Annotated in this window: 17 protein-coding genes and 2 pseudogenes; 7 read left to right on the top strand and 12 right to left on the bottom strand. The window is 39.3% G+C overall.

Translation table 11 applies throughout. From position 1 onward, the window contains the following. Window positions 1–242: 242 nt before the first annotated feature. Window positions 243–1,427: a class I SAM-dependent methyltransferase gene (locus V7L20_RS08400; protein WP_334743632.1), complete on the bottom strand. Its 1,185-nt coding sequence runs from the start codon at window positions 1,425–1,427 to the stop codon at window positions 243–245. Between the two features lie 592 nt (window positions 1,428–2,019). On the opposite strand from V7L20_RS08400, the gene V7L20_RS08395 reads away from it, so the two are divergent. Continuing rightward, window positions 2,020–2,601: a hypothetical protein gene (locus V7L20_RS08395; protein WP_334743631.1), complete on the top strand. Its 582-nt coding sequence runs from the start codon at window positions 2,020–2,022 to the stop codon at window positions 2,599–2,601. A gap of 318 nt (window positions 2,602–2,919) precedes the next feature. On the opposite strand, the gene V7L20_RS08390 is transcribed toward V7L20_RS08395, so the two are convergent. From V7L20_RS08390 to V7L20_RS08360, 6 genes and pseudogenes are all read right to left on the bottom strand, one after another. Beyond that, a complete protein-coding gene (locus V7L20_RS08390; protein WP_334743630.1) occupies window positions 2,920–3,309 on the bottom strand; it encodes a VOC family protein in 390 nt (129 codons plus the stop codon). Between the two features lie 81 nt (window positions 3,310–3,390). Then, window positions 3,391–3,653, bottom strand: a pseudogene (locus V7L20_RS08385) (GAF domain-containing protein); the annotation flags it as partial. A 73-nt stretch (window positions 3,654–3,726) separates the two neighbouring features. Then, the gene (locus V7L20_RS08380; RefSeq protein ID WP_334743629.1) at window positions 3,727–4,587 is read right to left on the bottom strand and encodes a hypothetical protein; all 861 of its coding nucleotides are present in this window, start codon (window positions 4,585–4,587) and stop codon (window positions 3,727–3,729) included. Next, on the bottom strand, window positions 4,559–7,210 hold the full coding sequence (locus V7L20_RS08375; RefSeq protein ID WP_334743628.1) for an Eco57I restriction-modification methylase domain-containing protein: 2,652 nt from the start codon (window positions 7,208–7,210) through the stop codon (window positions 4,559–4,561). The genes V7L20_RS08380 and V7L20_RS08375 overlap by 29 nt, the downstream gene beginning before the upstream one ends. 689 nt (window positions 7,211–7,899) lie before the next feature. Further along, window positions 7,900–11,354, bottom strand: a pseudogene (locus V7L20_RS32560) (helicase-related protein). 223 nt (window positions 11,355–11,577) lie between these two features. Further along, window positions 11,578–12,762 (bottom strand): NAD(P)H-quinone oxidoreductase subunit H, encoded by a 1,185-nt coding sequence (locus V7L20_RS08360; RefSeq protein ID WP_334743625.1) that lies wholly within the window; start codon window positions 12,760–12,762, stop codon window positions 11,578–11,580. 283 nt (window positions 12,763–13,045) lie between these two features. Here V7L20_RS08360 and V7L20_RS08355 point away from each other — a divergent pair, with 283 nt between their 5' ends. The 3 genes from V7L20_RS08355 to rsmH all read left to right on the top strand — a co-directional run bounded on the left by V7L20_RS08355 (window position 13,046) and on the right by rsmH (window position 16,073). Continuing rightward, window positions 13,046–14,458 carry a M48 family metallopeptidase gene (locus V7L20_RS08355; RefSeq protein WP_334743624.1) on the top strand — a complete coding sequence of 471 codons (1,413 nt, stop codon included), beginning with the start codon at window positions 13,046–13,048 and terminating at the stop codon, window positions 14,456–14,458. Between the two features lie 122 nt (window positions 14,459–14,580). Beyond that, window positions 14,581–14,907: a hypothetical protein gene (locus V7L20_RS08350; protein WP_334743623.1), complete on the top strand. Its 327-nt coding sequence runs from the start codon at window positions 14,581–14,583 to the stop codon at window positions 14,905–14,907. Between the two features lie 218 nt (window positions 14,908–15,125). Further along, the gene (rsmH, locus tag V7L20_RS08345; protein ID WP_334743622.1) at window positions 15,126–16,073 is read left to right on the top strand and encodes a 16S rRNA (cytosine(1402)-N(4))-methyltransferase RsmH; all 948 of its coding nucleotides are present in this window, start codon (window positions 15,126–15,128) and stop codon (window positions 16,071–16,073) included. 151 nt (window positions 16,074–16,224) lie between these two features. Here rsmH and V7L20_RS08340 read toward each other — a convergent pair whose 3' ends face one another. Together V7L20_RS08340 and V7L20_RS32555 are read right to left on the bottom strand one after the other, a co-directional pair. Then, entirely contained in the window at window positions 16,225–16,398 is a 174-nt protein-coding gene (locus tag V7L20_RS08340) for a DUF6887 family protein (RefSeq protein ID WP_334743621.1), read from the bottom strand. Then, window positions 16,395–16,565: a DUF6888 family protein gene (locus V7L20_RS32555; RefSeq protein ID WP_442943515.1), complete on the bottom strand. Its 171-nt coding sequence runs from the start codon at window positions 16,563–16,565 to the stop codon at window positions 16,395–16,397. Before V7L20_RS32555 ends, V7L20_RS08340 begins: the two co-directional genes overlap by 4 nt. Before the next feature lie 313 nt (window positions 16,566–16,878). Between V7L20_RS32555 and V7L20_RS08335 the strand changes: the two genes are divergently transcribed. Further along, window positions 16,879–17,085 carry a glycogen debranching protein gene (locus tag V7L20_RS08335; protein WP_334743620.1) on the top strand — a complete coding sequence of 69 codons (207 nt, stop codon included), beginning with the start codon at window positions 16,879–16,881 and terminating at the stop codon, window positions 17,083–17,085. On the opposite strand, the gene V7L20_RS08330 is transcribed toward V7L20_RS08335, so the two are convergent. Further along, window positions 17,071–17,223 carry a hypothetical protein gene (locus tag V7L20_RS08330; RefSeq protein ID WP_334743619.1) on the bottom strand — a complete coding sequence of 51 codons (153 nt, stop codon included), beginning with the start codon at window positions 17,221–17,223 and terminating at the stop codon, window positions 17,071–17,073. The two genes, V7L20_RS08335 and V7L20_RS08330, sit on opposite strands and share 15 nt — an antisense overlap. A gap of 170 nt (window positions 17,224–17,393) precedes the next feature. Between V7L20_RS08330 and V7L20_RS08325 the strand changes: the two genes are divergently transcribed. Together V7L20_RS08325 and V7L20_RS08320 are read left to right on the top strand one after the other, a co-directional pair. Further along, window positions 17,394–17,951, top strand: a complete 558-nt coding sequence (locus V7L20_RS08325; RefSeq protein WP_334743618.1) for a methylmalonic aciduria and homocystinuria type D protein — start codon at window positions 17,394–17,396, stop codon at window positions 17,949–17,951. Between the two features lie 76 nt (window positions 17,952–18,027). Continuing rightward, a complete protein-coding gene (locus tag V7L20_RS08320; RefSeq protein ID WP_334743617.1) occupies window positions 18,028–18,594 on the top strand; it encodes a GNAT family N-acetyltransferase in 567 nt (188 codons plus the stop codon). 2 nt (window positions 18,595–18,596) lie between these two features. Here the strand turns inward: V7L20_RS08320 and V7L20_RS08315 are convergent, their stop codons facing one another. Both V7L20_RS08315 and V7L20_RS08310 read right to left on the bottom strand, forming a co-directional pair. Beyond that, the gene (locus V7L20_RS08315; protein ID WP_334743616.1) at window positions 18,597–19,613 is read right to left on the bottom strand and encodes a potassium channel family protein; all 1,017 of its coding nucleotides are present in this window, start codon (window positions 19,611–19,613) and stop codon (window positions 18,597–18,599) included. 473 nt (window positions 19,614–20,086) lie between these two features. Beyond that, on the bottom strand, window positions 20,087–20,716 hold the full coding sequence (locus V7L20_RS08310) for a glycoside hydrolase family 16 protein (protein WP_334743615.1): 630 nt from the start codon (window positions 20,714–20,716) through the stop codon (window positions 20,087–20,089). Between the last annotated feature and the right edge of the window lie 12 nt (window positions 20,717–20,728).

Below are 20,728 nucleotides of genomic sequence, written 5' to 3'. Positions count from 1 at the left end.
AACTGTTCACTGACTAGTGATTAACGTCTCTGGTGATTAACCACCAGCCGCAAAAGTCATCATAATTATCACTGAAAGTAAAATCCCTGGAGTCAGTAAGGTTACTAGCATTAACAGGTCATGAGTGGACATAATTATTACTTTGGTATTGTGTTTAGCTTTACAGTAATCACTGTTATGCTAGTCTAAATAAGACTGATAGTGCATTCTTAAATAGAGTTTTAACTTTTCTTTTTTTAGGTTTACTCTGGCAGGGTCAATCCTTTTAATGGTTGAGAAATTTCTGTATTGTCTAGACCTTTGCTCTGAATTAAAACTCCAAAGCCGCCGAGTCCTGTAGGATTTATAAGCTGGTGTAGTGAGTCTCGACGCTGTAATAACTGTGAGAGGGGTTGCTGTTGATCACAAAGGGCAGCAATGCGATCGCCTAACCCCAATGCCATCAAAAATAATCCCTGCTGGATAAAACCAATATTCTTTAAATTGGACTTTTCGCCCCAGCGTTCCAAAGCCGTAAAGTCAACATGGGCTGTGATATCTTGTCGCCCAATATTTATATAGGGATTGTCATGGAAACGGTGATGGTAATAACACTGTAGCGTTCCTTGCGATCGCCTGGGATTATAGTACCGACTGGCGGGGTAGCCATAATCAATTGTTAACACATAGCCGCGCTGCAAGCGGTCTGCTACTATACTCAACCAGTCTAGAGCAGCTAAATTAATTTCACTACGGTAGCCATCTGGATATGCACTTTGGATGAAGTCGATTCCCAATAAATCGAAATATTCAGCTAGTTGGGGCGTTGAAGGTTCTCCTGTGACTTCTACAAATGATGGACATGGGGCATTGGTTTCTTTTTCATTCCATGTGGTTACATAAATTTCTTGGAGTTCTCCTGTTTCTAGGATGAATTGATGGACGGGGAAAGCATCAACTAACTCGTTAGAGAAAAAGCAACCAGCGATCGCATTTGGTGGTATCTCCTCTAAATTACACCAATGCACCGGGAAATCTTGCAAGCGTTGCTGCTGTTCTTGTCTTAAAGTTGGCGACTTTTCAACAATGATGTACTCCAGTGCCGTAAAAAAATCTGGGTAGTGCAGTTGATTATATTTAAGGATATGCAAAGCTAGCAATCCTTGACCTGCTCCCATTTCTACTAAAGAAAATGGTATAGGTTTTCCTAAAATCTCCCACATTTGCAAAAATTGTTCTGCTAGTAACTCGCCAAAGTCAGAACAGAGGTTGGGAGAGGTAAAAAAATCACTATCTTTAAAACCTATTTTGACTGCATCGCTGGAATAGTAGCCGTATTCAGGGTGGTATAATACCATGTCCATGAATTGGGCAAAAGTGATTCGTTGCTGGGGACTGGTGGTAATGTGATTTGCGATCGCAGCACACAATGCTGGATTTGAATCCATAAATTTGAGGTTTAAGATTGGAGAATAGAGAAAAATAAATGAATTATGAATGATGCAAAACAAAACTCATAATTCATTATTTCTCTAATGGTCTACAAACCTATGATATCGACCACTGTGGTATAAGCGCTGGCATTCATTAACAGACAAAACTGGGGAAGTTTGCAGTTCGGTGCGATCGCCTATGAATTTTATATATTGACAAATCTACTTTATTGTATATAAATCAATATTTTTGCGATCAGAATATGATCTTTATGTATTTTACTTTGGACAAAAAGTGGGAGAATGTCTCGTGAGTAGTAGTACTTACAAATAATCACAATCACTAATGCCAGTCACCAATAGGTTACATGCGCTTTGCTTCTAGAGCGCACTGGAGCCAAAAAACTCCTCAACCGAGTTCATCATCTGGACAGTCGCACCAATCGCTTACATACGATTTAGATGGATGGTGGGGATCGAGGAGAAGACTTTATGCGTTGGATGATGGATGTGTAACGGTTGATTGTTGAGGTGGTCAAGAAACCTTTTGCTATTTCTGGATAAGTTTTAATAACACAAATGTGTAATTAATCAGGAGAACATTCTCATGTCTAATCAAGATGTCGTTAATCAAGTTGCTATTAAGTTTAATGATAAGTTTTTTCTCAAACACGAGAGCGGAAAATACTTGATTGCGGTTGAACAAGGACGCTACAACTGGCCGAAGTTGAGCCAAGAGAAAAAAAAATTAGCAAAACTTGAACTTGTGGGCGGTAATGGCGAGCTTCAAGCCAACAGCCGCATCAAAATCAGAACGACAGAAAAAGCAATAGGCGACAATAATATTTTGGGGGCTTTTGCGGATAGCCATGATTGTTACTATTGGCAAGATGGCTATGATGAGGATAAACAAAGCTGGCAGATTACTAAAGCGGATGGCGATGCAAGTCCAATTCGCTATGGTGATCGCGTTCGCATCACCAACATCTCCTACAGTAATCAAAGCCTAGCTGCCGATACAAAGTACGATGGTTATATAACTACCGTGGAAAATGCTAGCGACTCGTGGATCTTAGCACCTGCTACCGTAGAGGCTTCTTTTAGAGGTTTAGACGATACAGGGAGGCACGATCCGGAGGAAATAAGTGATGGAGAGGATGATGATGATGATGCTCCTACTTGGTTCTAATTCATCTGGACTACCGGATTTTTCTCGTTCGTCGTCGTGGTTTGTCGTCTTGTTGCGTGTTTGACGGCGACGACGCAAAGTAAGTTCCGGTACCTCCTAGCTGTCTAAATAGTATACAAAGCAGGTAATGATATTGCACCATCAGAAAATCGACTGCTGTTTGGTGCAATAGCTCATCCACCCAAGTGAAAATCTGATCGGTTATAGAAGTATGGAACGTGGCTAGAGGCTACGGTAATTATAGCTTTGCTTGTTTGATGCCTTAATCAATGAAAACTTGCGATATGGGAATTACCAATTTCAAGATAGCGATCGCTATTAGGCACTCACCAAGGACACCAGTACACCATTGAGATCGCGGACACGAGCAATTGTATGTCCTCCAGGCTGGCTTTTCGGGGCATCTAGTGTTTTTGCACCTGCCCCAATTGCTCTCATGTAGGCGCTGCCAACATCAGGTGTGATAAATGATATCTGAATTAATGGCGGTGGTTGTGTGGGATCGTTAGCATGGCAGCCTCCAGGAAATAATTTCTGTGCTTCGCTACTAGAAGAGAAAGCTAGTGTGGTGTTTCCGGTTTCGATTTCCGCCCAGATAGATTGTCCTTTATCCTGGAGAGTGCGACGAAGTAAACCAAAGGCTTTTTCGTAAAACTCAACTGTTTTAACTACATCGTCTACCCAGATGACCGTGTAACCAAATTTCACAGTTCTTTCTCCTTATTAGAAAAATCAGTGCTGGCGAGTATCTCTGCTACTTAACTGTATGCGATTTAAATACACAGTTACTTAATCCAGAATATTACGATCTGTTGCTATTTGTGCCCCTGTTTGCATCATTTCTATATCTGATGGCGACCAATAATCAGGCCCTTAACAGTGATGTGCTATTAGTAATCCCTATAATCCTCTAAGGATGACAATTGGTGCAACTAAGGAAGAGCGCGAACCTGCAAATTGCACAGAAAATCTCGGTGACAAGGCTGGATTGGCTCTAATTTAATATCAGCGATCGCCTTTACCCGTCCTCCTAAGTATAAAGCAGCATAGTCGCGTTTTTATTCATAGTTACAGACATTTGTCAACCAATATAATTAAAAACCTTCATAGTTGTGCCATTAGTATTCAAAATGCTACTTGTAAGTCTCCAAACATTGGGGCAAAGGTACGGTAAGCTTTTAATGCTGCTTCTTTTACGGTTGCATTTACAATTGGAAATGTAGTGAGGATGTAGCTAAATTCATCTTCAGTTAAGCCGTAAAGGTGTGCTACTATTCCATCGAGTTCGGCGCGGAGTTTGGCGCGTTCTGTTTCGTCGATAACGCCTTGTTGATGGGAACCTAAACCGACTTCTTGCGCGAGTTCGTCAAATTCTGGTGTGGTGCAGATGAGTTTAGCGGCACGTTGTACAATGTCGTTGAAGTAGCGATCGTTTTTTGTTAAACGTGGGACGGGTAGTTGGTAGACAATAAACATTGAAATTGATGTGGTGACTCGTTGTCGAGCCATAAAGTCAAATATGAAAGAGTTGAATAATCCACAAACATACAAAAGTTCTTGAGTACTAATTGTTGATTTATTCAGGTTGCTGAGTGTTAATTTATGATTGGCAAAAACATTTTTTGGAATAATTGCAGAAATTAAAGTTCGTTCATTAGTGCTAGCTGCTATTTCACGAAATGCTAGTCTATATTTCTGGTAACTTAATATTTGCCCAATATCTTCTTTTTTGGACAGTAACTGTTGACGCGCTTCATTTTCATGAATCCAATATTTAGATTGAGCATATAAGTGGGTAAACTGATGAATCATTTTACCTTCATATAATTGCAACTTCCCTTGTCCTGGCTGTTGTTTAAACAAATGACTATCATTCGTCATGTCAAACTCACGAGTTAAGCGCAAATTCCACTTACCATCAATTTTTTCACCCAGCAGAGGAAACTTAAGCATTTTCTTACAAATGCGGATATCTATCTCCCTCATTTTTAAACTCCATGACGGATACCGAATCAGGCGATAGTTTACGAACCATATCAATACTAATCTGCAAGCTATCATCACTAGGAAAAGTTTGAAGTTCTTGCACATCATGACGCATAAACGCAGACGGGAATTCTGTTGTTGTACTACCTTTTACAAAAGTAATAACAACTATTTTAAAACTGCGATGAACACCTTCAAAAACTTCCTTACGATTTTCAAGACAGAATAAACCAGTAATTTTAGTATGACTAAACAACATCTCGCGCAATTGCTTAGTCCCTAAGTCAGTATAGATACCACTAGGAATTACAATTCCGCACTCACCGCCTGAACGCAAAAGATTAAAACATTGTTCTGTAAACAGCTTATAGAGATTAATATCCGTACCTGCTTTTTTACCATTCACAATAGAAATCTGATTTTTATACTGTTCAGATGAACGATAATATGCGCTGACATAAGGATATTGACTTTGATATTCTAACCAAGTACTAGCAATTATTGGATTTTTTAATAGTTTATTCTGTTCCTTCTCAAAATCCTTAATATCCATTTTGTTCTTAGTCACCAGTTCATTATGCTGTACAAAGAACTCTTTAGCTTGTGGCTTAAAAGTTTCCCAAGGTGGATTAGTAATAATCGCATCAAAACCGCCGCCTTCTAAAACCTTGTCAAAATGATAACCCCAGTGAAACGGCTTCAAGGCTGCAATATCATCAACCTTTAATACACGCTTCTGTGATTTTCCAGTTAACTGAACCTCCTCGTATTTAATACCCAGCTTTTGACTAAACTCATCCAACAATAAAAGATTTAACTTCTTTTGTGATTCTTTATTAAGGTTGTCAATAGATTTACGTAAGTTCAATAACCTTGCATCTTGATGCGTTCCCAGTTCTCCACCAGGAAGTTTTTCCTCACCAGGAATAAAAGCATGTTTTTTGTAAAGTTCAATAGATTTATTCTTTTCTTCAAGAATTTTCTTATAATTATCTGCGGCTAAAGACTGTAACAGATTTCCTTGTAGTGAATTTCCGACTGCATCAAAAGCAGTATCATCTACTTTAATTAATCCAATCAACGAATTACCCACCATAATATTAAAATCAATATTAGGCAATGGCTCTAATTCTTCCACATCATTAGCAGAAGAAACTAAAGCTAAGAAAAGACGCAATTTAGCAATTTCCGTTGCTTCCTCCATGATATCTATACCATATAGGTTATCTGAAACAATACGCTTTTTAATAAAATAAGGTAGTGATGGGTGGAAATTTTCTATATCTTCAAGCTTCTTTTTTAGAGTGTCATCACCCATTAATTTAATTGTCCCAATTACCGCACTATAAACTTGAATTAGCGTCTTCATCGCCGCCACTAGAAAAGCACCAGAACCGCAAGCTGGGTCAAGTATTGATAAATTAGGAAGAATATCTTCCATTAGTGAACGACAAACATTTGTATCGAGCTTGATCAGAAGTTCATTGATATCTTCAAATGGCTTATACTTATCAGATAGCGCATCATTTACACGGTCTACAATTAACTTGTGGATAGTTCTGTCACAAAGATATTCTGTAATCTGCGGTCTAGTATAATAGGCTCCAAAAGCCTTTTGATTGATGTATTTTTCAAATATATAACCCAACACATCGGGGTTTATCTCATCATCTTTACCTTCAGGCGTATCATCGAGATTCCAAGAATAACGCTCAAATAAATCGAGAACTTGTTCAAACGCCTCATCAACTATAGAAATCTGATATTTCTCTTCAATATGATGCTTGAGAAATAGTCCACCATTCAGGTATTTAACCTTTCCTACCAATTCCTGTACAGATAAATCGCGTTCAATCTCAGGTTTAGCAAAGCTTTCAAAAAACAAAGCCTTAAGAAATTCCGCATAAAAAGAATTTTCACCTTTTTGCTTGCTTTGTTCAAGCTTATTTTGCAGATAATTTAAATCATGATTATCAATAAAACCCTTACGCTGGAGAAAATAAACAAACATCAGACGGTTGAGAATTACCGATGTATACCAACGTCTATCTGTTTCATTGTCAATTCCTTTCACAAACAGCAAAAACTTCTGGTGTTGCTCTTGAAATTCCTTGTAAAACTTCTTAGTTACTGGCTCAACATCGAACCCGCGTTGTAGTTTATAAGCAATTTCGACAACAGTCGGTTTGCCATGTTCTAATTCAGTAATATCAATGACTAAAGAACCAAGCTTACTTAAAAATAAGTCTCCTGGTTGACCTTTCACATATAAATGGTCACGAACGTAGCTTTTAGTTCCTTCTCGTTTAACCCAATACCAAAGACTACGTGTACGTTCTTGGGTAATAAAAATGAGAAGATTTTCAGCTATTAGTTTAGTAATTTCTTGATGAATAACAATTCTAACTTTCGCTTCTGGTATTTTGCCATCTGCTGCGGTGATTTCAAAGATTGCAACACCTGAAAGTTCAGCAATCTTATGGTATTGATATCTCTTGTTCTCAATTTCTAAGGTTACAGGTTTTTGCCTTGAAGGTTGCGACCAACCTAATTGCTCTATAAACAAATCACTAAATTGGAAATTAGAGAGTAAATCGCGTGTTCGTTGAAAATTAAGTGGCATAAGTTACCATGCTTAAACAATAAAAAAAGAGCATGGTAAATTTGCCACTCATAAAATAAATCTGTGGCTATAAAAATTAAGTCTGCGCTGACAGACTTTAAGAAACCCTCTTTATCCGAGTTAAATTTTTACCCATGATTTTTATACTTTATAAATCCTTTATGCTTGATTAAGGTTCAGCGATACTACCGAAAAAGTTATCGATTTATTTGAGCATCAGCTTAATTTGTACAGCTGTGATTTTTAATTGTCAGGTAGATTTGCTGATTACTTTACCAAAATGCCTAATTGCTTTATAAAAATGCCCGTTTGCTTTATAAAAATACTGAAATGCTTTCTCAAAATGAGCTTTGACTTACTCAAAAGAAGCTTTTGCTTTCTCATTTTGGTGTTTTCCGCAAGCAAAATCAACTTTTACTTATTCAAACTCCAATTTGCTTTTTCATTTTGGTGTTTTCCGCAAGTCAAATAAGCTTTTGCTTTCTCAAACCCCAGTTTGCTTTCTCATTTCAGTGTTTTACGCAAGTCAAATCAGCTTTTACTTATTCAAACCCCAGTTTGCTTTCTTATTTAGGTGTTTTTCGTAAGGCGTAGGTTGGGTTGAGGAACGTAGCTTGCTTCCCGCAGGGTAATCCAACATTATCAAAGCTTTAAAGACGCAATAAATCGCCGTCTCTACAAAGGACTGATTATTGTAAAGACGGCGATTTATCGCGTCTCTTACCAAATAATCCTAAAGAACAAATAATCTGAGGTTCTCGCTTCTCCAGTTCTTCAGTTACAATACACAAACGGTCATCCATCCGTAACGCCACAACTAACTCAGCCAACTGCTGATTATTAATACCGCTTCTCAGTTGACGGTTTAGAGTATCAATGGCTGACTGTCGCAAAGGATAACGGTAAATCTCATCAATTGCTTTTAAAAGTTCTTCACTGACAAATAGCGTTCCCTTCATTTCTTGAACATAACTTTTCAGTCGTTCATAAGTGCGGAACCTTGCACCTGATGGTCGCCCTAATTGACCGCCTGCATTTTTCTCTTCTTCAGCAATCAATTCAGCACCCTTTTGCACTAACTCGTGATGTTGTTTATCTCTGGGTATCGCTGGGGTAGATTCTTCACACGCCGCTACCCGCAGAACTGCTAATTGTGATTGAGTAACGCTATTTCCATCACGGTCAACATAAATCAAAGAATCATTTCCCTCGGTGGTTTTCATATAAAGCAATACCCCCTCCGGTTGCACTGGTTGAGGAGTATGGGCGCGAGTAGAATAAACTACATTTTCCATTTCTTCAATCGTTTTTTTCAAACCTGGATTACCATCGGTGGCTTTTTTCCAAATTTGAAATGCTTCTGATGTCAAATCAACTTCTGTATCTTCTTCGCCATCTAAAATTCCAGATTTCTCGTTGTATAAATCAAGAATTACCCGTGCATCATCGTCTTCAAAAAAAGCTTCATCAGTTCCCACTACTTCAGCATTTTCTTGCAGTCGTTTACGGAGTCGTCCCCGCAAATTAATAATGCGTTCTACTCCCTCGGCTGGTAAAAAAGAATAACAGAGAATTTGGTCAGCATTTTGTCCAATGCGGTCTACCCTTCCTGCACGTTGAATTAAGCGAATAATTGCCCAAGGTAAATCCCAATTGACAATAATTGCACAGTCTTGCAAATTATGACCTTCACTCAAAACATCGGTGGCTATTAAAATTCGCAACTCATCTGATGATGAAATTTGCTCCTGTTTTCCATTACTCACAGGGCTAAATCTTCCGGTGATTACTGTTGGGTCTTTAGATTGACCTGTCACCCCTGCCACATTAGTAATATGACTCGACTGCAAATTCTTTGCAAGATAGCGGACTGTATCAGCAAATTGTGTGAAAATTAGTACTTTATCGTTGGGGTGAGTTTTTGTTAGCAATTTGATTAAAGCAGCAAGTTTTTCATCTTGTTGAGAATTCCATTCGCCACACTGTTGCAGTATATTAATCAGTGCTTTGGCATCCTCTAACAAATCCTGTTTCAGTTTTTTAATATCAAAAACTGTAGACCGCAGCCATTTAAATCTTCGTTGATATCGAGTTGTATATTCTTGATAAATTGATTCTCCTTTTTGACGAAAAACTTTTTCTGTTTTAGATGCTTTCTCATCCTCGTTAGAAAAAGAAGTTACTTCTCCTTCCTCTCTCTCTACTTGCAGCAAAGCAGTGGAATCATCTTCTTCTGTTTCGGTATCAAACAAGGCTGCTACTACAGAATCAGCATCTTCATCATTATTACTTGTATCTAATAACTCAGCTTCCTGTGTTCCAATCGGAATATCAAGCCCCTGCTCTAGAGCATATAAATAAAATTTCGTAAAATGTGGCGCTCAATTGATTGAATAAAAGCAACACCACTACTTTCTAAACGTTTAAATAAATTGGTGCGAGAAAAACCCATTAACCTCCTACCGCCACGAAATAAGCTATTAATAAAGCGTTGTTCGGTGTCTGTCGGCGGTTGTTTGTGTTTAGCAATAACGTAATTTCCTAGTCCATAACGAGGTAAATTCAGTTGATTAATGACTTCTACTACTAACTCAGAGTAAAGGCGAGCATAAAAATCTGTGTTAGAACCTTCAAGAGGAAACTTAAGATTATGAGGTAGACGCTGGGGAAAATAAGAACGTCTTCCATCAGCAAATTCTAAATATTTCCGCCCGGTTTCATCTGTTTGGGCATAATTATCTTTAATAAAAGAGCGAGTGCGTCGCACCATGTAACGCTTCATCAATTCTCGCCAGTCATCAGGGTGTTCGCTTTTCTCAAAGGCAGCTAAAGAACGTACAGAACACTGATGCTTTCTAATAAATTCTAATTCTCCTACAGAACTGCCACCAAGTTCATTAATTAAAGCTTCTGGTCTTAATCCTAAATCTTGGTCTTCTGGCACAAATAGCCGGAGTTGGGCGGAAAGGTCAAGATAACTTTTATTGTAAGGAGTAGCTGATAATAAAATACATTTACTTTCATTGGCAGCAATATATTCTGTAATTGCTCGATAACGTTTACCTTCACGGTTACGTAAATTATGACTTTCATCAATTAACACAACTCGATAGCGGCGGAGTTTTGGTAATTTATTTTGTACTTGACTAATTGGCATAACTTCGGCAAGTAGCCGATAGTTGTTTACATATTCTTGCCACATTTGCACCAAGTTTTTTGGGCAAATAATTAGTGTTTCAAAAAAACAATCTTCTTGTAATATCTTGGCAAGGGCGGTTCCAACTAAAGTTTTACCCAAACCGACCACATCACCGACTAATACGCCGCCACGCCTAGTTACATGACGTGCTGCTAGCTGTACGGCGGCTTTTTGGAAATCAAATAAGTTATTAAATTCGCGGGGGATGCGGAATTCAGAAAGTCCAGCGATCGCTTCATGGGATAAGTGGTAAGCTATCTTCAGGTAGATGTAGTAAGGTGGGATTAACTCAACTCTTGCCCAGCTTTGATCGATAATTTCTGCGAGTTCTTGAGAAATATCTACACAACCGTAATCTTGCCAGCGATCGCTAAACCACTTTTGCAGTTTATTACAAGCATCGTGGTCTAAAATATCAACATTCAACTCCCCTTGTTTCGCCAGTCCAGGAAGGGTTAAATTACTACTACCCAAGAATCCCACTGTGGGTATGTTAGGGTCATAGCGATGCACAAGATATAACTTGGCGTGGAGAGAATAACGGAGATACAGTTTAATAATTACTTTCTGAGTTTTTAACTGATGACTTAACCGCCGCAACCCCGCTTCATCTTCATTAGTCGGCGCACCAATAGTCAACTGCTGACGAAATTCTGCCGCCATGCGTTTTTTAAACCGTACAATGCTACTGTTGTCAATCCGTCCATCACTACTACTAAGGGAAAATGCCGCATGAACTTCATCACTGGGCAAACTTTGCATCCCAATTAGCAAACGGCAACAAGCATTTTCACTACCAACATACTGTTCAATTAAATCATCAATTCTTCGCCAACCTCTGAGATTGAAGTAGCCAACGCAAAAATCTGCTCGATAGGAGATTTTGAGGGTTTCTCGTAAAATCGGTAGCAATTGTAAATCAATATTGTCAAAAATCCGGGGCATTATTTAAAACTCTATAAATATTTCGTACATCTGTTATATGAGTAAAAAACTTTTCCAGCCAGATTTGTGAAGGATGTCAGACAAGAGACGCGATAAATCGCCGTCTGTACAATAATCGGTCCTTTGTAGAGACGGCGATTTATCGCGTCTTCAAAATCATAAAAAAATAGAGCAGTTGCACTGAAATACAACTGCTCTAAAAAAGTATTTAGATAGATATTATTTACCTATCTACAGATCCCATAATTACGTCAACACTGCCAAGAATCACCACGATATCTGCAACCTTCATGCCCCGCAGTAAATGGGGGACAATCTGAAGGTTGTTAAAATCTGCTGCGCGAATCTTCCAACGTGCAGGGAAGACGTTATCCTCGCCTACCAAATAAATTCCCAATTCACCTTTGCCACTTTCTACACGGGCGTAGATTTCACCCTTGGGCATCTTAAAAGTGGGGGAAACTTTTTTACCAATGAATTGATAATCAAATCCATCCCACTCGGATTTTTTACCTGCGGCTAAACGCTTGGCTTCCAGATTTTCGTAAGGGCCGCCAGGAAGTCCTTTAATTGCTTGGCGAATAATCTTTACAGATTCGCGCATTTCCCGCATCCGCACCACGTAACGGGCAAAGCAATCACCGGCGGTTTCCCACTGTACATCCCAGTCGAAATCGTCGTAGCATTCGTAATGGTCAACTTTCCGCAAATCCCATTGCACACCAGAAGCGCGTAACATTGGGCCAGAAAGTCCCCAGTTAATTGCTTCTTCACGAGTGATAGTACCAATACCCTCAACACGTCGCCGGAAGATGGGATTATCGGTTACTAAGCGTTCATACTCATCAACTTTAGGTACTAAGTAATCGCAAAATTCTAGACACTTATCTACCCAACCATAAGGTAAATCGGCTGCTACCCCACCAACGCGGAAGTAGTTGTTATTCACCATCCGATAACCTGTGGCAGCTTCCCACAAATCATAAATCATCTCCCGTTCCCGAAACTGGTAGAAGAAGGGAGTTTGTGCGCCTACGTCAGCGAGGAAAGGGCCAAACCACAGCAAGTGGTTAGCGATGCGGTTCAATTCCAGCATAATGACGCGGATGTAACTAGCGCGTTTGGGGACAGCAACACCTGCAAGCTTTTCTGGGGCGTTGACAGTAACCGCTTCGTTGAACATTCCCGCCGCGTAGTCCCAGCGACTGACATAAGGGACGTACATTACATTAGTACGGTTTTCAGCGATTTTTTCCATTCCCCGGTGCAAATAGCCGATAACTGGTTCACAGTCAACGACATCCTCGCCATCCAGAGTCATGATTAGCCGCAGAACCCCGTGCATTGATGGGTGGTGTGGCCCCATATTTAGCACCATTGGTTCAGTGCGGGTTTCTAGTCTGGTCATAGATTTTGTGTTCTCCCGTTGTGTTCACGTAGCGTGCTGAAGGCAAATTTTCAATTGAACCGCTTAGATGCCAACCAGAATGTTTCAGTTTGTTGTACTTCTTCAACTATTATATGGAAGCTCGATATCCACTTAATTGAGGCATCGGATTTTTTTCACCTCATCGCGCTGTGACAAGGGGACAATGCCCAATGCATAATGCCCAATGATTTCTGAGTTTTTACGTAAGTCATAGAGATATTGTGTCAGTTATATTACAGTTTTATGAGGCTGATACATATCTATGACTTTCACTCAAGAGCGTTTTGATAAGCTAATTGAGAAGTTAGAAGTTTTTGCAAATAAACAACCGCATCTTTATAAATTGCATGTTGGTTTTTTGGCTACTTTAGGGTACGCATATATATTTTTGGTTCTAGTTGTAACCTTGACTCTGTTGGTAGGTATTATCTTTTTGATGCTTAAGGCTCAGTCAATTCATGCCTCATCTGTAAAAGGTGTTCTGTTTTTGCTGGCGTTCGCATTGGTGTTAGTGCGATCGCTATGGGTTTCTTTTCCCCCGCCTACAGGTTTACCACTACAACCCAAAGATGTACCCAATCTCTATTCTTTAATTAACCAAATCTCATCGAAGCTACAAGCTCCACGGTTTCACCAGATCCTGCTGACCAACGATTTTAATGCAGGGGTTGTCCAAAGACCACGCTTAGGTTTGCTGGGATGGCAGCAAAATTACTTAATTGTGGGTCTACCGCTCATGCTAGCACTGCCACCCGAACAATTTCGTGCTGTCTTAGCCCATGAACTAGGACATTTATCAAGAAATCACAGCCGTTTTAGTGGTTGGATTTATCGCCAACGCGAAACATGGTATCGCATTATTAAAGGGCTACGACAAGGTGGAAATGAAGTATCATCATTAATTTTTGATCGGTTTTTGACATGGTACAGCCCGTTTTTTAATGCCTATTCTTTTGTGTTGGCACGGATGGATGAATATGAAGCAGATAGATGTGCCGTTGAGCTAACGGGAGAACAAAATGCTGCTGAAGCTTTGATAAATGTGGAGGTCAAAGCTAGATTTATAGAAAGATATTTTTGGTCTAGCATCTATAAACAAGTTGAAACAGAAATCGAACCACCAAAAATGACTTATATGGCTATGCAACAGGCTTTAAGTCAGAGACTTCATCAGGAAATAACAAGTAGTTATTTAATGGAAGCTTTAACAAAAAAAACTAATAATGCTGATACTCATCCTTGCCTGACAGATAGACTAAAAGCCTTGGGATACATCTTCAATCCTCAGCAGGAATTAGCTATATTTGCACCAATTGAAATCAGTGCTGCTCAAAACTTATTGGAAAATAGGTTAGAAAAATTTATCGCACATTTTAGTCAAACTTGGCGAGAAGAAATAGCAACACCTTGGCGACAAAAATATGCTAATTTTCAACAATCAATAGCTACTTTAAAAGATTTAAATCAAAAAGCCAAAACACAACAGCTAACTTTAGATGAAGCTACTAAACGAGCCTTTTTAACATTTGAGTTTGATGGTGAAGAAGTGGTTATACCACTATTACAAGAAATTATTCATCGTGATGCTCACCATGCCTCAGCGAATTATTTACTAGGTCAAATATTATTAAATAAACAGGATACAACCGGAATAGAATACATTGAAAGAGCATAGAGCAAGACTCAAGTATAATCATAGAAGGTTGTCAGACAATTTGCTATTTTCTTCAACAACAAGGAAAAATTAATGAAGCAAAATCTTATCAAGAACGTGCCGAAAATTATCATGAATTAATTTTGAAAGCACAGCAAGAACGTTCAACTGTAAGAGAAAAGGATAAATTTGAATCTCATACTGTCTCAGATATAGAGGTCAATAAGCTTTGTCAGCAGTTTTCTCATCACTCGGATATAATAACTGCTTACTTGGTGCAAAAAAATATACAATTCTTTCCTGGAAAACCATTTTACGTTCTAGCTTTGAAACGAAAAGTGAGCTTTTTAGAAGGTATTCAGGAACCCGATCACTCTAAACTTGTAAACAGCTTGTTAGAGGAAAACGAATTTCTTGGAAATGTATTCATTTTTATTTTAAATAACCATTTAAATATGGAAAAAAACTAAAACGGATACCAAATTCGATGATTTACCAAAAAAAAGGTAAAAAATAGCACTACAGATGCTTGAAGCTCAACATTCAAAGCTGACGCTGAGTGTTGAGTTTATGATATTTTCTTTTGTGTCTTAGTGCTTTAAAAACTATTTTTTAGCTAGGAACCACAAAGACACAAAGAAAAGAATACATAATTAAAGTTCATCTGTGGTTTTTTGCCCTAAGTCTCATGAATCGTCAGCTAGCTATCGAAGAACCGATATTTTCTCATCTACCAGTGTTACCGCAGGAAGTAATTGCAGGTCTAGCGGTATCTCCAGGAGGTCATTATCTTGATACGACAGTAGGCGGTGGTGGTCACAGCCGTTTGATTTTAGCAGCTGCACCAGATGTAAAATTAACCGCGATTGACCAAGATGAAGATGCTTTAGCAGCAGCGAGGAAAGAATTAGCAGAGTTTGGCGTTAGCGTTCGCGAAGCCTCTCGAAGAGAAGCGTCTTTGTCAGGAGAAGCTCCTCCGAAGGAGGCTCGCATACAATTTATTTATAGCAATTTTGCTGACTACGAGTTTCCCCCCAACACTTTCGATGGTATTTTAGCTGATTTGGGGGTAAGTTCTTACCACTTAGACCGTGCAGAACGAGGTTTTAGCTTTCGCCAAGCTGCTAGTTTGGATATGCGAATGGATCGGGGGCGATCGCTAACTGCTGCTGATGTGATTAATAATTGGGATGAAGCAGAATTAGCTGATATTTTCTTTAAGTACGGTGAAGAAAGATTATCGCGGCGCATTGCAAGACGCATTGTCGAACGGCGACCATTGCACACCACTACAGAATTAGCTGATGCGATCGCTTCTTCAGTTCCCCCGAAATACCGTTATGGGAGAATTCACCCCGCTACCCGTGTTTTTCAAGCTCTGCGAATTGTCGTCAACGATGAGTTAAAATCCCTAGAAACTTTTTTAGATAAAGCACCAAATGCCCTTGTCCCTGGCGGTAGAATTGCGATTATCAGTTTTCACAGTTTAGAAGACCGTCTGGTGAAGCATGGTTTAAGAAATTCACCTTTGTTAAAGGTCTTGACAAAAAAGCCGATTATTGCACAAGAAGAGGAAATTAGTCAGAATCCGCGATCGCGATCGGCCAAACTCAGGATAGCCCAAAAGCTGCTGTAAATATAATAGACCTCTTGCACAAATGCAAAATTCGCCCTCATCCCCCAACCCCTTCTTCCAAGTTTGGCACAAGGATTCATGCAAGAAGTCTAATGCAGCGTTAAACTGCTCCATCTTGTAGTTTAGAACTATTGCGAATACGCTCAATGAACTAAGGATAATTTTCTAAATCCTGTTCTGACTCCAACGGTGGCATTTCAATCCAATTACCTTCAAGATGCAACTTATCGACATAAGCGTAGAAGGCTTCTTGATCTTCCCGATGAGCAAGAACGTAATCATGTAACTCTTTCTGACTCATTGCATGAAAATTAGGCTTGCTCATCCTATGTATCTCCATTTACCGTTAGGGTATATCTCTATAATATTTTCCTCGCCTGTCAAGAAGAATAGATTTTTTGTCTGTTCATCCATATGAACGATATTAATAGGCAAATAAAGCTTAGTAAACCAGCAGCACAATATGTAGCACTGTGTTTTTTGTTCTGGTATAGGAATAATCCGAACTCCTTAACATTAGTTAAAGTTACTGCTAAAAATAAATTCTCAATAACTTATGATCAGCCAAACTAAGGATAGCCCAAAAGTTACTAATAGACATCTCCAGAAATTAAATATGCGTTACCTAAAACCCTTGTAGCGACGTAGCACTGCTACGTCTCTACATTCTTTTTCGGAAATGTTTAATCAGTAATTGGGATTAATTCATTACTTATTACCGATTTTTGCTCCATAAGTTTTAACTCTAATAGTATTCTAAAATGACAAATAGCTTTTTTCGCTACAGTTTTCGAGGGAATATTCCATGACTATTTGGGTAAATGAGCAAATTGATCCGTCTGGGATGATTCATGCCTGTATTGCCACTTGTAATGAATCTCAAGCCAAAGATTGCCATGATTCATTTGAAAATAATTTGACCGAGGCGCAAAAGGAAGCAGGTTGGGTAGCGCGATTGCGGATAGTGGATTCTTGGGATGAAGTGCCGGTGAATTCTTTAAAACTCAATTAATTGGGTGAGATGGAGTTCATTTTTTGGGGTTTTAATTGAACAGATTTCAGGAGCGTAGGCGCAGCCCGCCATAGGCATCGCTTGTCTACCACACGCTGCACCTATGCCAATGCCGAGTGCGATCGCAGCAAATTCCATGAGAACAGGTTAATAAAGAATAAAATTCTGATTAAAATTCTCAAATTATTAGTAACTGCTTCTAAAAAAAGTAACATATTATAGGAAAATGATGATTTTTCTTAACTTTGAAGAGGTATCATCTATACCGTAGATTAAATTAAAAAATTTGTATAAGCCGAATCAATTTAGTGAACTATCCCAAGGTTTACACTTCGGAGCAAGCCTGTCCCATTAATTTAGTTGGCGAAACGGGACAAGCGGTTCAAATTTCAATTCATGCTCCCAGTCAATATATCTGTGCCAACTGCGAACGGATATTACCAGATTGGAAACGGCAACCATTTTTACGAGTAGTGATTGTCTTACAGCAATCGCGTTATCAATTAGTCGAAAAGACAACAGAAGTAGAGACAGAGAAAGAACGCTTACGAGAAAAGTTTATGAGATTTGGCTGCGATTTGGCATTTAATCTGCGCGATCGCGGATATTTAACTGACCTAATCGACCCTCGTACAGGCTATCCTTTACTGTCTCATCCTGGAGCAATCCCTCACGATGATACAGCAGTTGTCAAAGCTTTGCTCAACTATCCAGTGATTAAAAATCAATGCCGTGTGTTAATTCATCCCGATTGGGGTGCAGCAGTTTATCCTAGCATCTTGATATCAGAAGCTCCTCCAATTGCGATCAAATTGGTTACAAAAGGCATAGCATCCATGCATGGGTGGAAAGAAGTTGATTATTAGTCATTGGTCATTAGTTATTAGATCATAAACTCCAAATTTAAGAGTAATGTATCAAAAGATGTGTTAAAACCTTGTAATGACTAAAACGCAGCCTAATCAGATCAAAATTCGCCTAGCCCAACCGCAAGATAGAAATCAGATTTTTGATATTCGAAGAGATGCCATACAGATACTTTGCTCCAGAGATTATAATTTTGAACAAACTCAAGCCTTATTGAATGATACACAGTTAGATAAATCACAAGGAGGAGAGACAAAAGATATTGTTTTTGTCGCTGAAATTGGTGAAAAAATTGTGGGTTTTTCTGCCTATTCTAGATATTGGGTGAATGCAGTTTATGTCCATCCTAAATATGTGCGACAAGGAATTGGCACAGAGTTGCTAAAAGCAATAGAAAGCGAAGCTTGTTCTCAAAATGTTAATACGTTAGCTGTCTGTGCTTCAATCACTGCCAAACCTTTTTATGAAGCATCTGGCTATCAAGACTTTGGCAAAACTTATATAAGTTCAAGTAGTGGAGTTTATATACCATGTAGCCGTATGCAAAAATGGCTATCTTCAGCTACTGAGGCAGAACAATTGCCATCAGACAGTTTGACAGTTATATGCAGATTCTTGCAGTGGGTATTAACTGGTAAGTAAACTCAATTATTTTTTGGTCGTCGCAATTTATGAGAACCAATTGGGCCAAGAATTTGGTTAAGGTCACGCAATTGTTCTGCTGTACCCATACCAATTAGCCGATCGCCTGGCATTAAAACCGTATCGCCAGTGGGGCCACCGATTAAAGTCCCATCAGCGCGGCGAATTGCCAGAACTAATGCCCCAGATTGCGATCGCAACCTCGCTTTTTGTAAAGTTTGACCGACAAAAGGGCAAAAAGCTGGGTCGAGTAAAAATTCTTCCATATACAACTGACGGTCTGCACCTGCTAAAATTCCGTCTACAAAGTCTAATACTTGGGGTCTGAGAGCCGCAGCAGCCATGCGCTTCCCACCAGTAATATAGGGGGATATCACTTGATCTGCACCACCGCGTCGTAACTTCTGTAAAGCCTCTTCTGTACTTGCTCGTGCAATCACCCGAATTCCTGAATTTAATGTTTTGGCTGATAAAACAATATATAAATTTTCGGCATCTGAAGGAAGGGCTGCAACGATACACATCGCCCGTTCAATACCAACTTTCAAAAGGGTGTCATCTAACGTAGCGTCACCTTGGTATGCTGTGTAACCTTCAGTCTGCGCCCTTTGTACAGATTCCGTCTCCGAATCAATCACCACAAAAGGTACGCCTTCTGCCTGGAATTCCTTGGCAATTTGACGACCAGTCCGACTAAATCCACAGATGATGTAATGTTCTGACAGGGATTCCATTAACCGCCTCTGTTGTTGTAGCCGAATTCCTTCTTGAAAGTACCCTTGAATGATCGCTTCTGTAAATCTGTTGACAATGTAACCGATATTGACTACACCTAACAAAATCAGGGCAATTGTAAACAATCGTCCTCGGCTACCCAGTGGATGCGTCTCTCCATATCCGACAGTTGCTAAAGTGATCACTGTCATGTAAGCTGCATCTTCCCATGACCAGCCCTCAACTAACCAGTACCACAAAGTGCCAATCAGGAAAACACCGCCAAGAGCGATCGCCCCTGCCATTAACTCCTTTTGGATACGTTGATATTTTTGCTCAAGTGTTGAGAATGACGTAACAATAGTACTTTTAGCCTACCTTTTCTAATTTTGTACTAACTCTATCGCATTTGTACTTTTTAGTACATTTAAACTAAAAGTTATCTAAACTAATAGTCCAAACTCAATACCTGAAGTTTAGATTAACCCATGAACCTATCCCACTAAGAAAATTCTGTTAATCCAGATGTGAATTGTAGCTAGAGAAAAAAGCATTGAAGCAGGTAGCAATCCTCTCCCAACAAACAACGAGTCTGCGGTATTTGCTTTGAACCTATCCCACTAAGAAAATTTATATTAAAAAGCTTAAGCTTATTAAGAACTTGGCTGATGACAAAAAGAAGTGTGTATTCTCTGGGGTTTGTTCTAGATCAAAGCTCGTAAATTGGTAAAGGTATTAATTAATATTAGAGGTTTTCTTAGTGCCATTTCAGTCAAATTTACATTGGTATAAATTTGAATGAGCGAATAATCAGCTCAACCTGCTGACCATTTGTTGGTGGCTGTCCCTTGAAAAGCCAAAGGTTGATATAAACGGGCATTGGTTTGTGTCCTATGTAGTTTGCTGAGTCGAGAGGCTGATATAGCCAATTGGCAAACTGGTTAGTGTTGTCATCATAGTGGCCATTCAGCGACTGGAAGTACACGTTTGCAGCAGTCCAGGTGAACCTATGCGTTGTATAACTTCCGTTTAGGTTCACTGGGAAATTATTGTACTTGCGGTCGAGTTCCTTTTTCACAGGCCAGACTGTATAGTTGCCAATTGAAGCTGCTACATTGCCCCACTTAGCGAACTCAATATCAATTTCGTTGGTGCCATCGACTCCGACATCGGGTGTTGGATAGTTGTACAAGCCAAATACAGTATTAGGATCGAGTTTATCCAATCGTCCGATAACTTGAAACTGATAACGACCAAAGCCGAGTCGATCTTTGGTGTATACTTCTGAAGAATACCACTGGTTTTGACGTTTAGTGAGTTTCAGGTGTAAGTAGCCGTTTTTATCGACCCAAACATTGTTCTCATCCCAATTGTTTGGACCTGGGCCCTCATTAGTGCCAGACCTCACTATCCAATCGTA

It is taken from the genome of Nostoc sp., assembly GCF_036916735.1.
In the GTDB taxonomy this organism is placed as follows: domain Bacteria; phylum Cyanobacteriota; class Cyanobacteriia; order Cyanobacteriales; family Nostocaceae; genus Nostoc.
The sequence above is the reverse complement of the archived record's forward strand: the minus strand, read 5'-3'. Positions and strand labels throughout refer to the sequence as shown.

What these genes read in the sequence shown, in the direction of transcription:
- V7L20_RS08400 (WP_334743632.1), bottom strand. Translation starts at nt 1,427, where the DNA reads ATGGATTCAAATCCAGCATTGTGTGCTGCGATCGCAAATCACATTACC.
- V7L20_RS08395 (WP_334743631.1), top strand. Translation starts at nt 2,020, where the DNA reads ATGTCTAATCAAGATGTCGTTAATCAAGTTGCTATTAAGTTTAATGAT.
- V7L20_RS08380 (WP_334743629.1), bottom strand. Translation starts at nt 4,587, where the DNA reads ATGAGGGAGATAGATATCCGCATTTGTAAGAAAATGCTTAAGTTTCCT.
- V7L20_RS08375 (WP_334743628.1), bottom strand. Translation starts at nt 7,210, where the DNA reads ATGCCACTTAATTTTCAACGAACACGCGATTTACTCTCTAATTTCCAA.
- V7L20_RS08360 (WP_334743625.1), bottom strand. Translation starts at nt 12,762, where the DNA reads ATGACCAGACTAGAAACCCGCACTGAACCAATGGTGCTAAATATGGGG.
- V7L20_RS08355 (WP_334743624.1), top strand. Translation starts at nt 13,046, where the DNA reads ATGACTTTCACTCAAGAGCGTTTTGATAAGCTAATTGAGAAGTTAGAA.
- rsmH (WP_334743622.1), top strand. Translation starts at nt 15,126, where the DNA reads ATGAATCGTCAGCTAGCTATCGAAGAACCGATATTTTCTCATCTACCA.
- V7L20_RS08340 (WP_334743621.1), bottom strand. Translation starts at nt 16,398, where the DNA reads ATGAGCAAGCCTAATTTTCATGCAATGAGTCAGAAAGAGTTACATGAT.
- V7L20_RS08335 (WP_334743620.1), top strand. Translation starts at nt 16,879, where the DNA reads ATGACTATTTGGGTAAATGAGCAAATTGATCCGTCTGGGATGATTCAT.
- V7L20_RS08330 (WP_334743619.1), bottom strand. Translation starts at nt 17,223, where the DNA reads ATGGAATTTGCTGCGATCGCACTCGGCATTGGCATAGGTGCAGCGTGT.
- V7L20_RS08320 (WP_334743617.1), top strand. Translation starts at nt 18,028, where the DNA reads ATGACTAAAACGCAGCCTAATCAGATCAAAATTCGCCTAGCCCAACCG.
- V7L20_RS08315 (WP_334743616.1), bottom strand. Translation starts at nt 19,613, where the DNA reads ATGGCAGGGGCGATCGCTCTTGGCGGTGTTTTCCTGATTGGCACTTTG.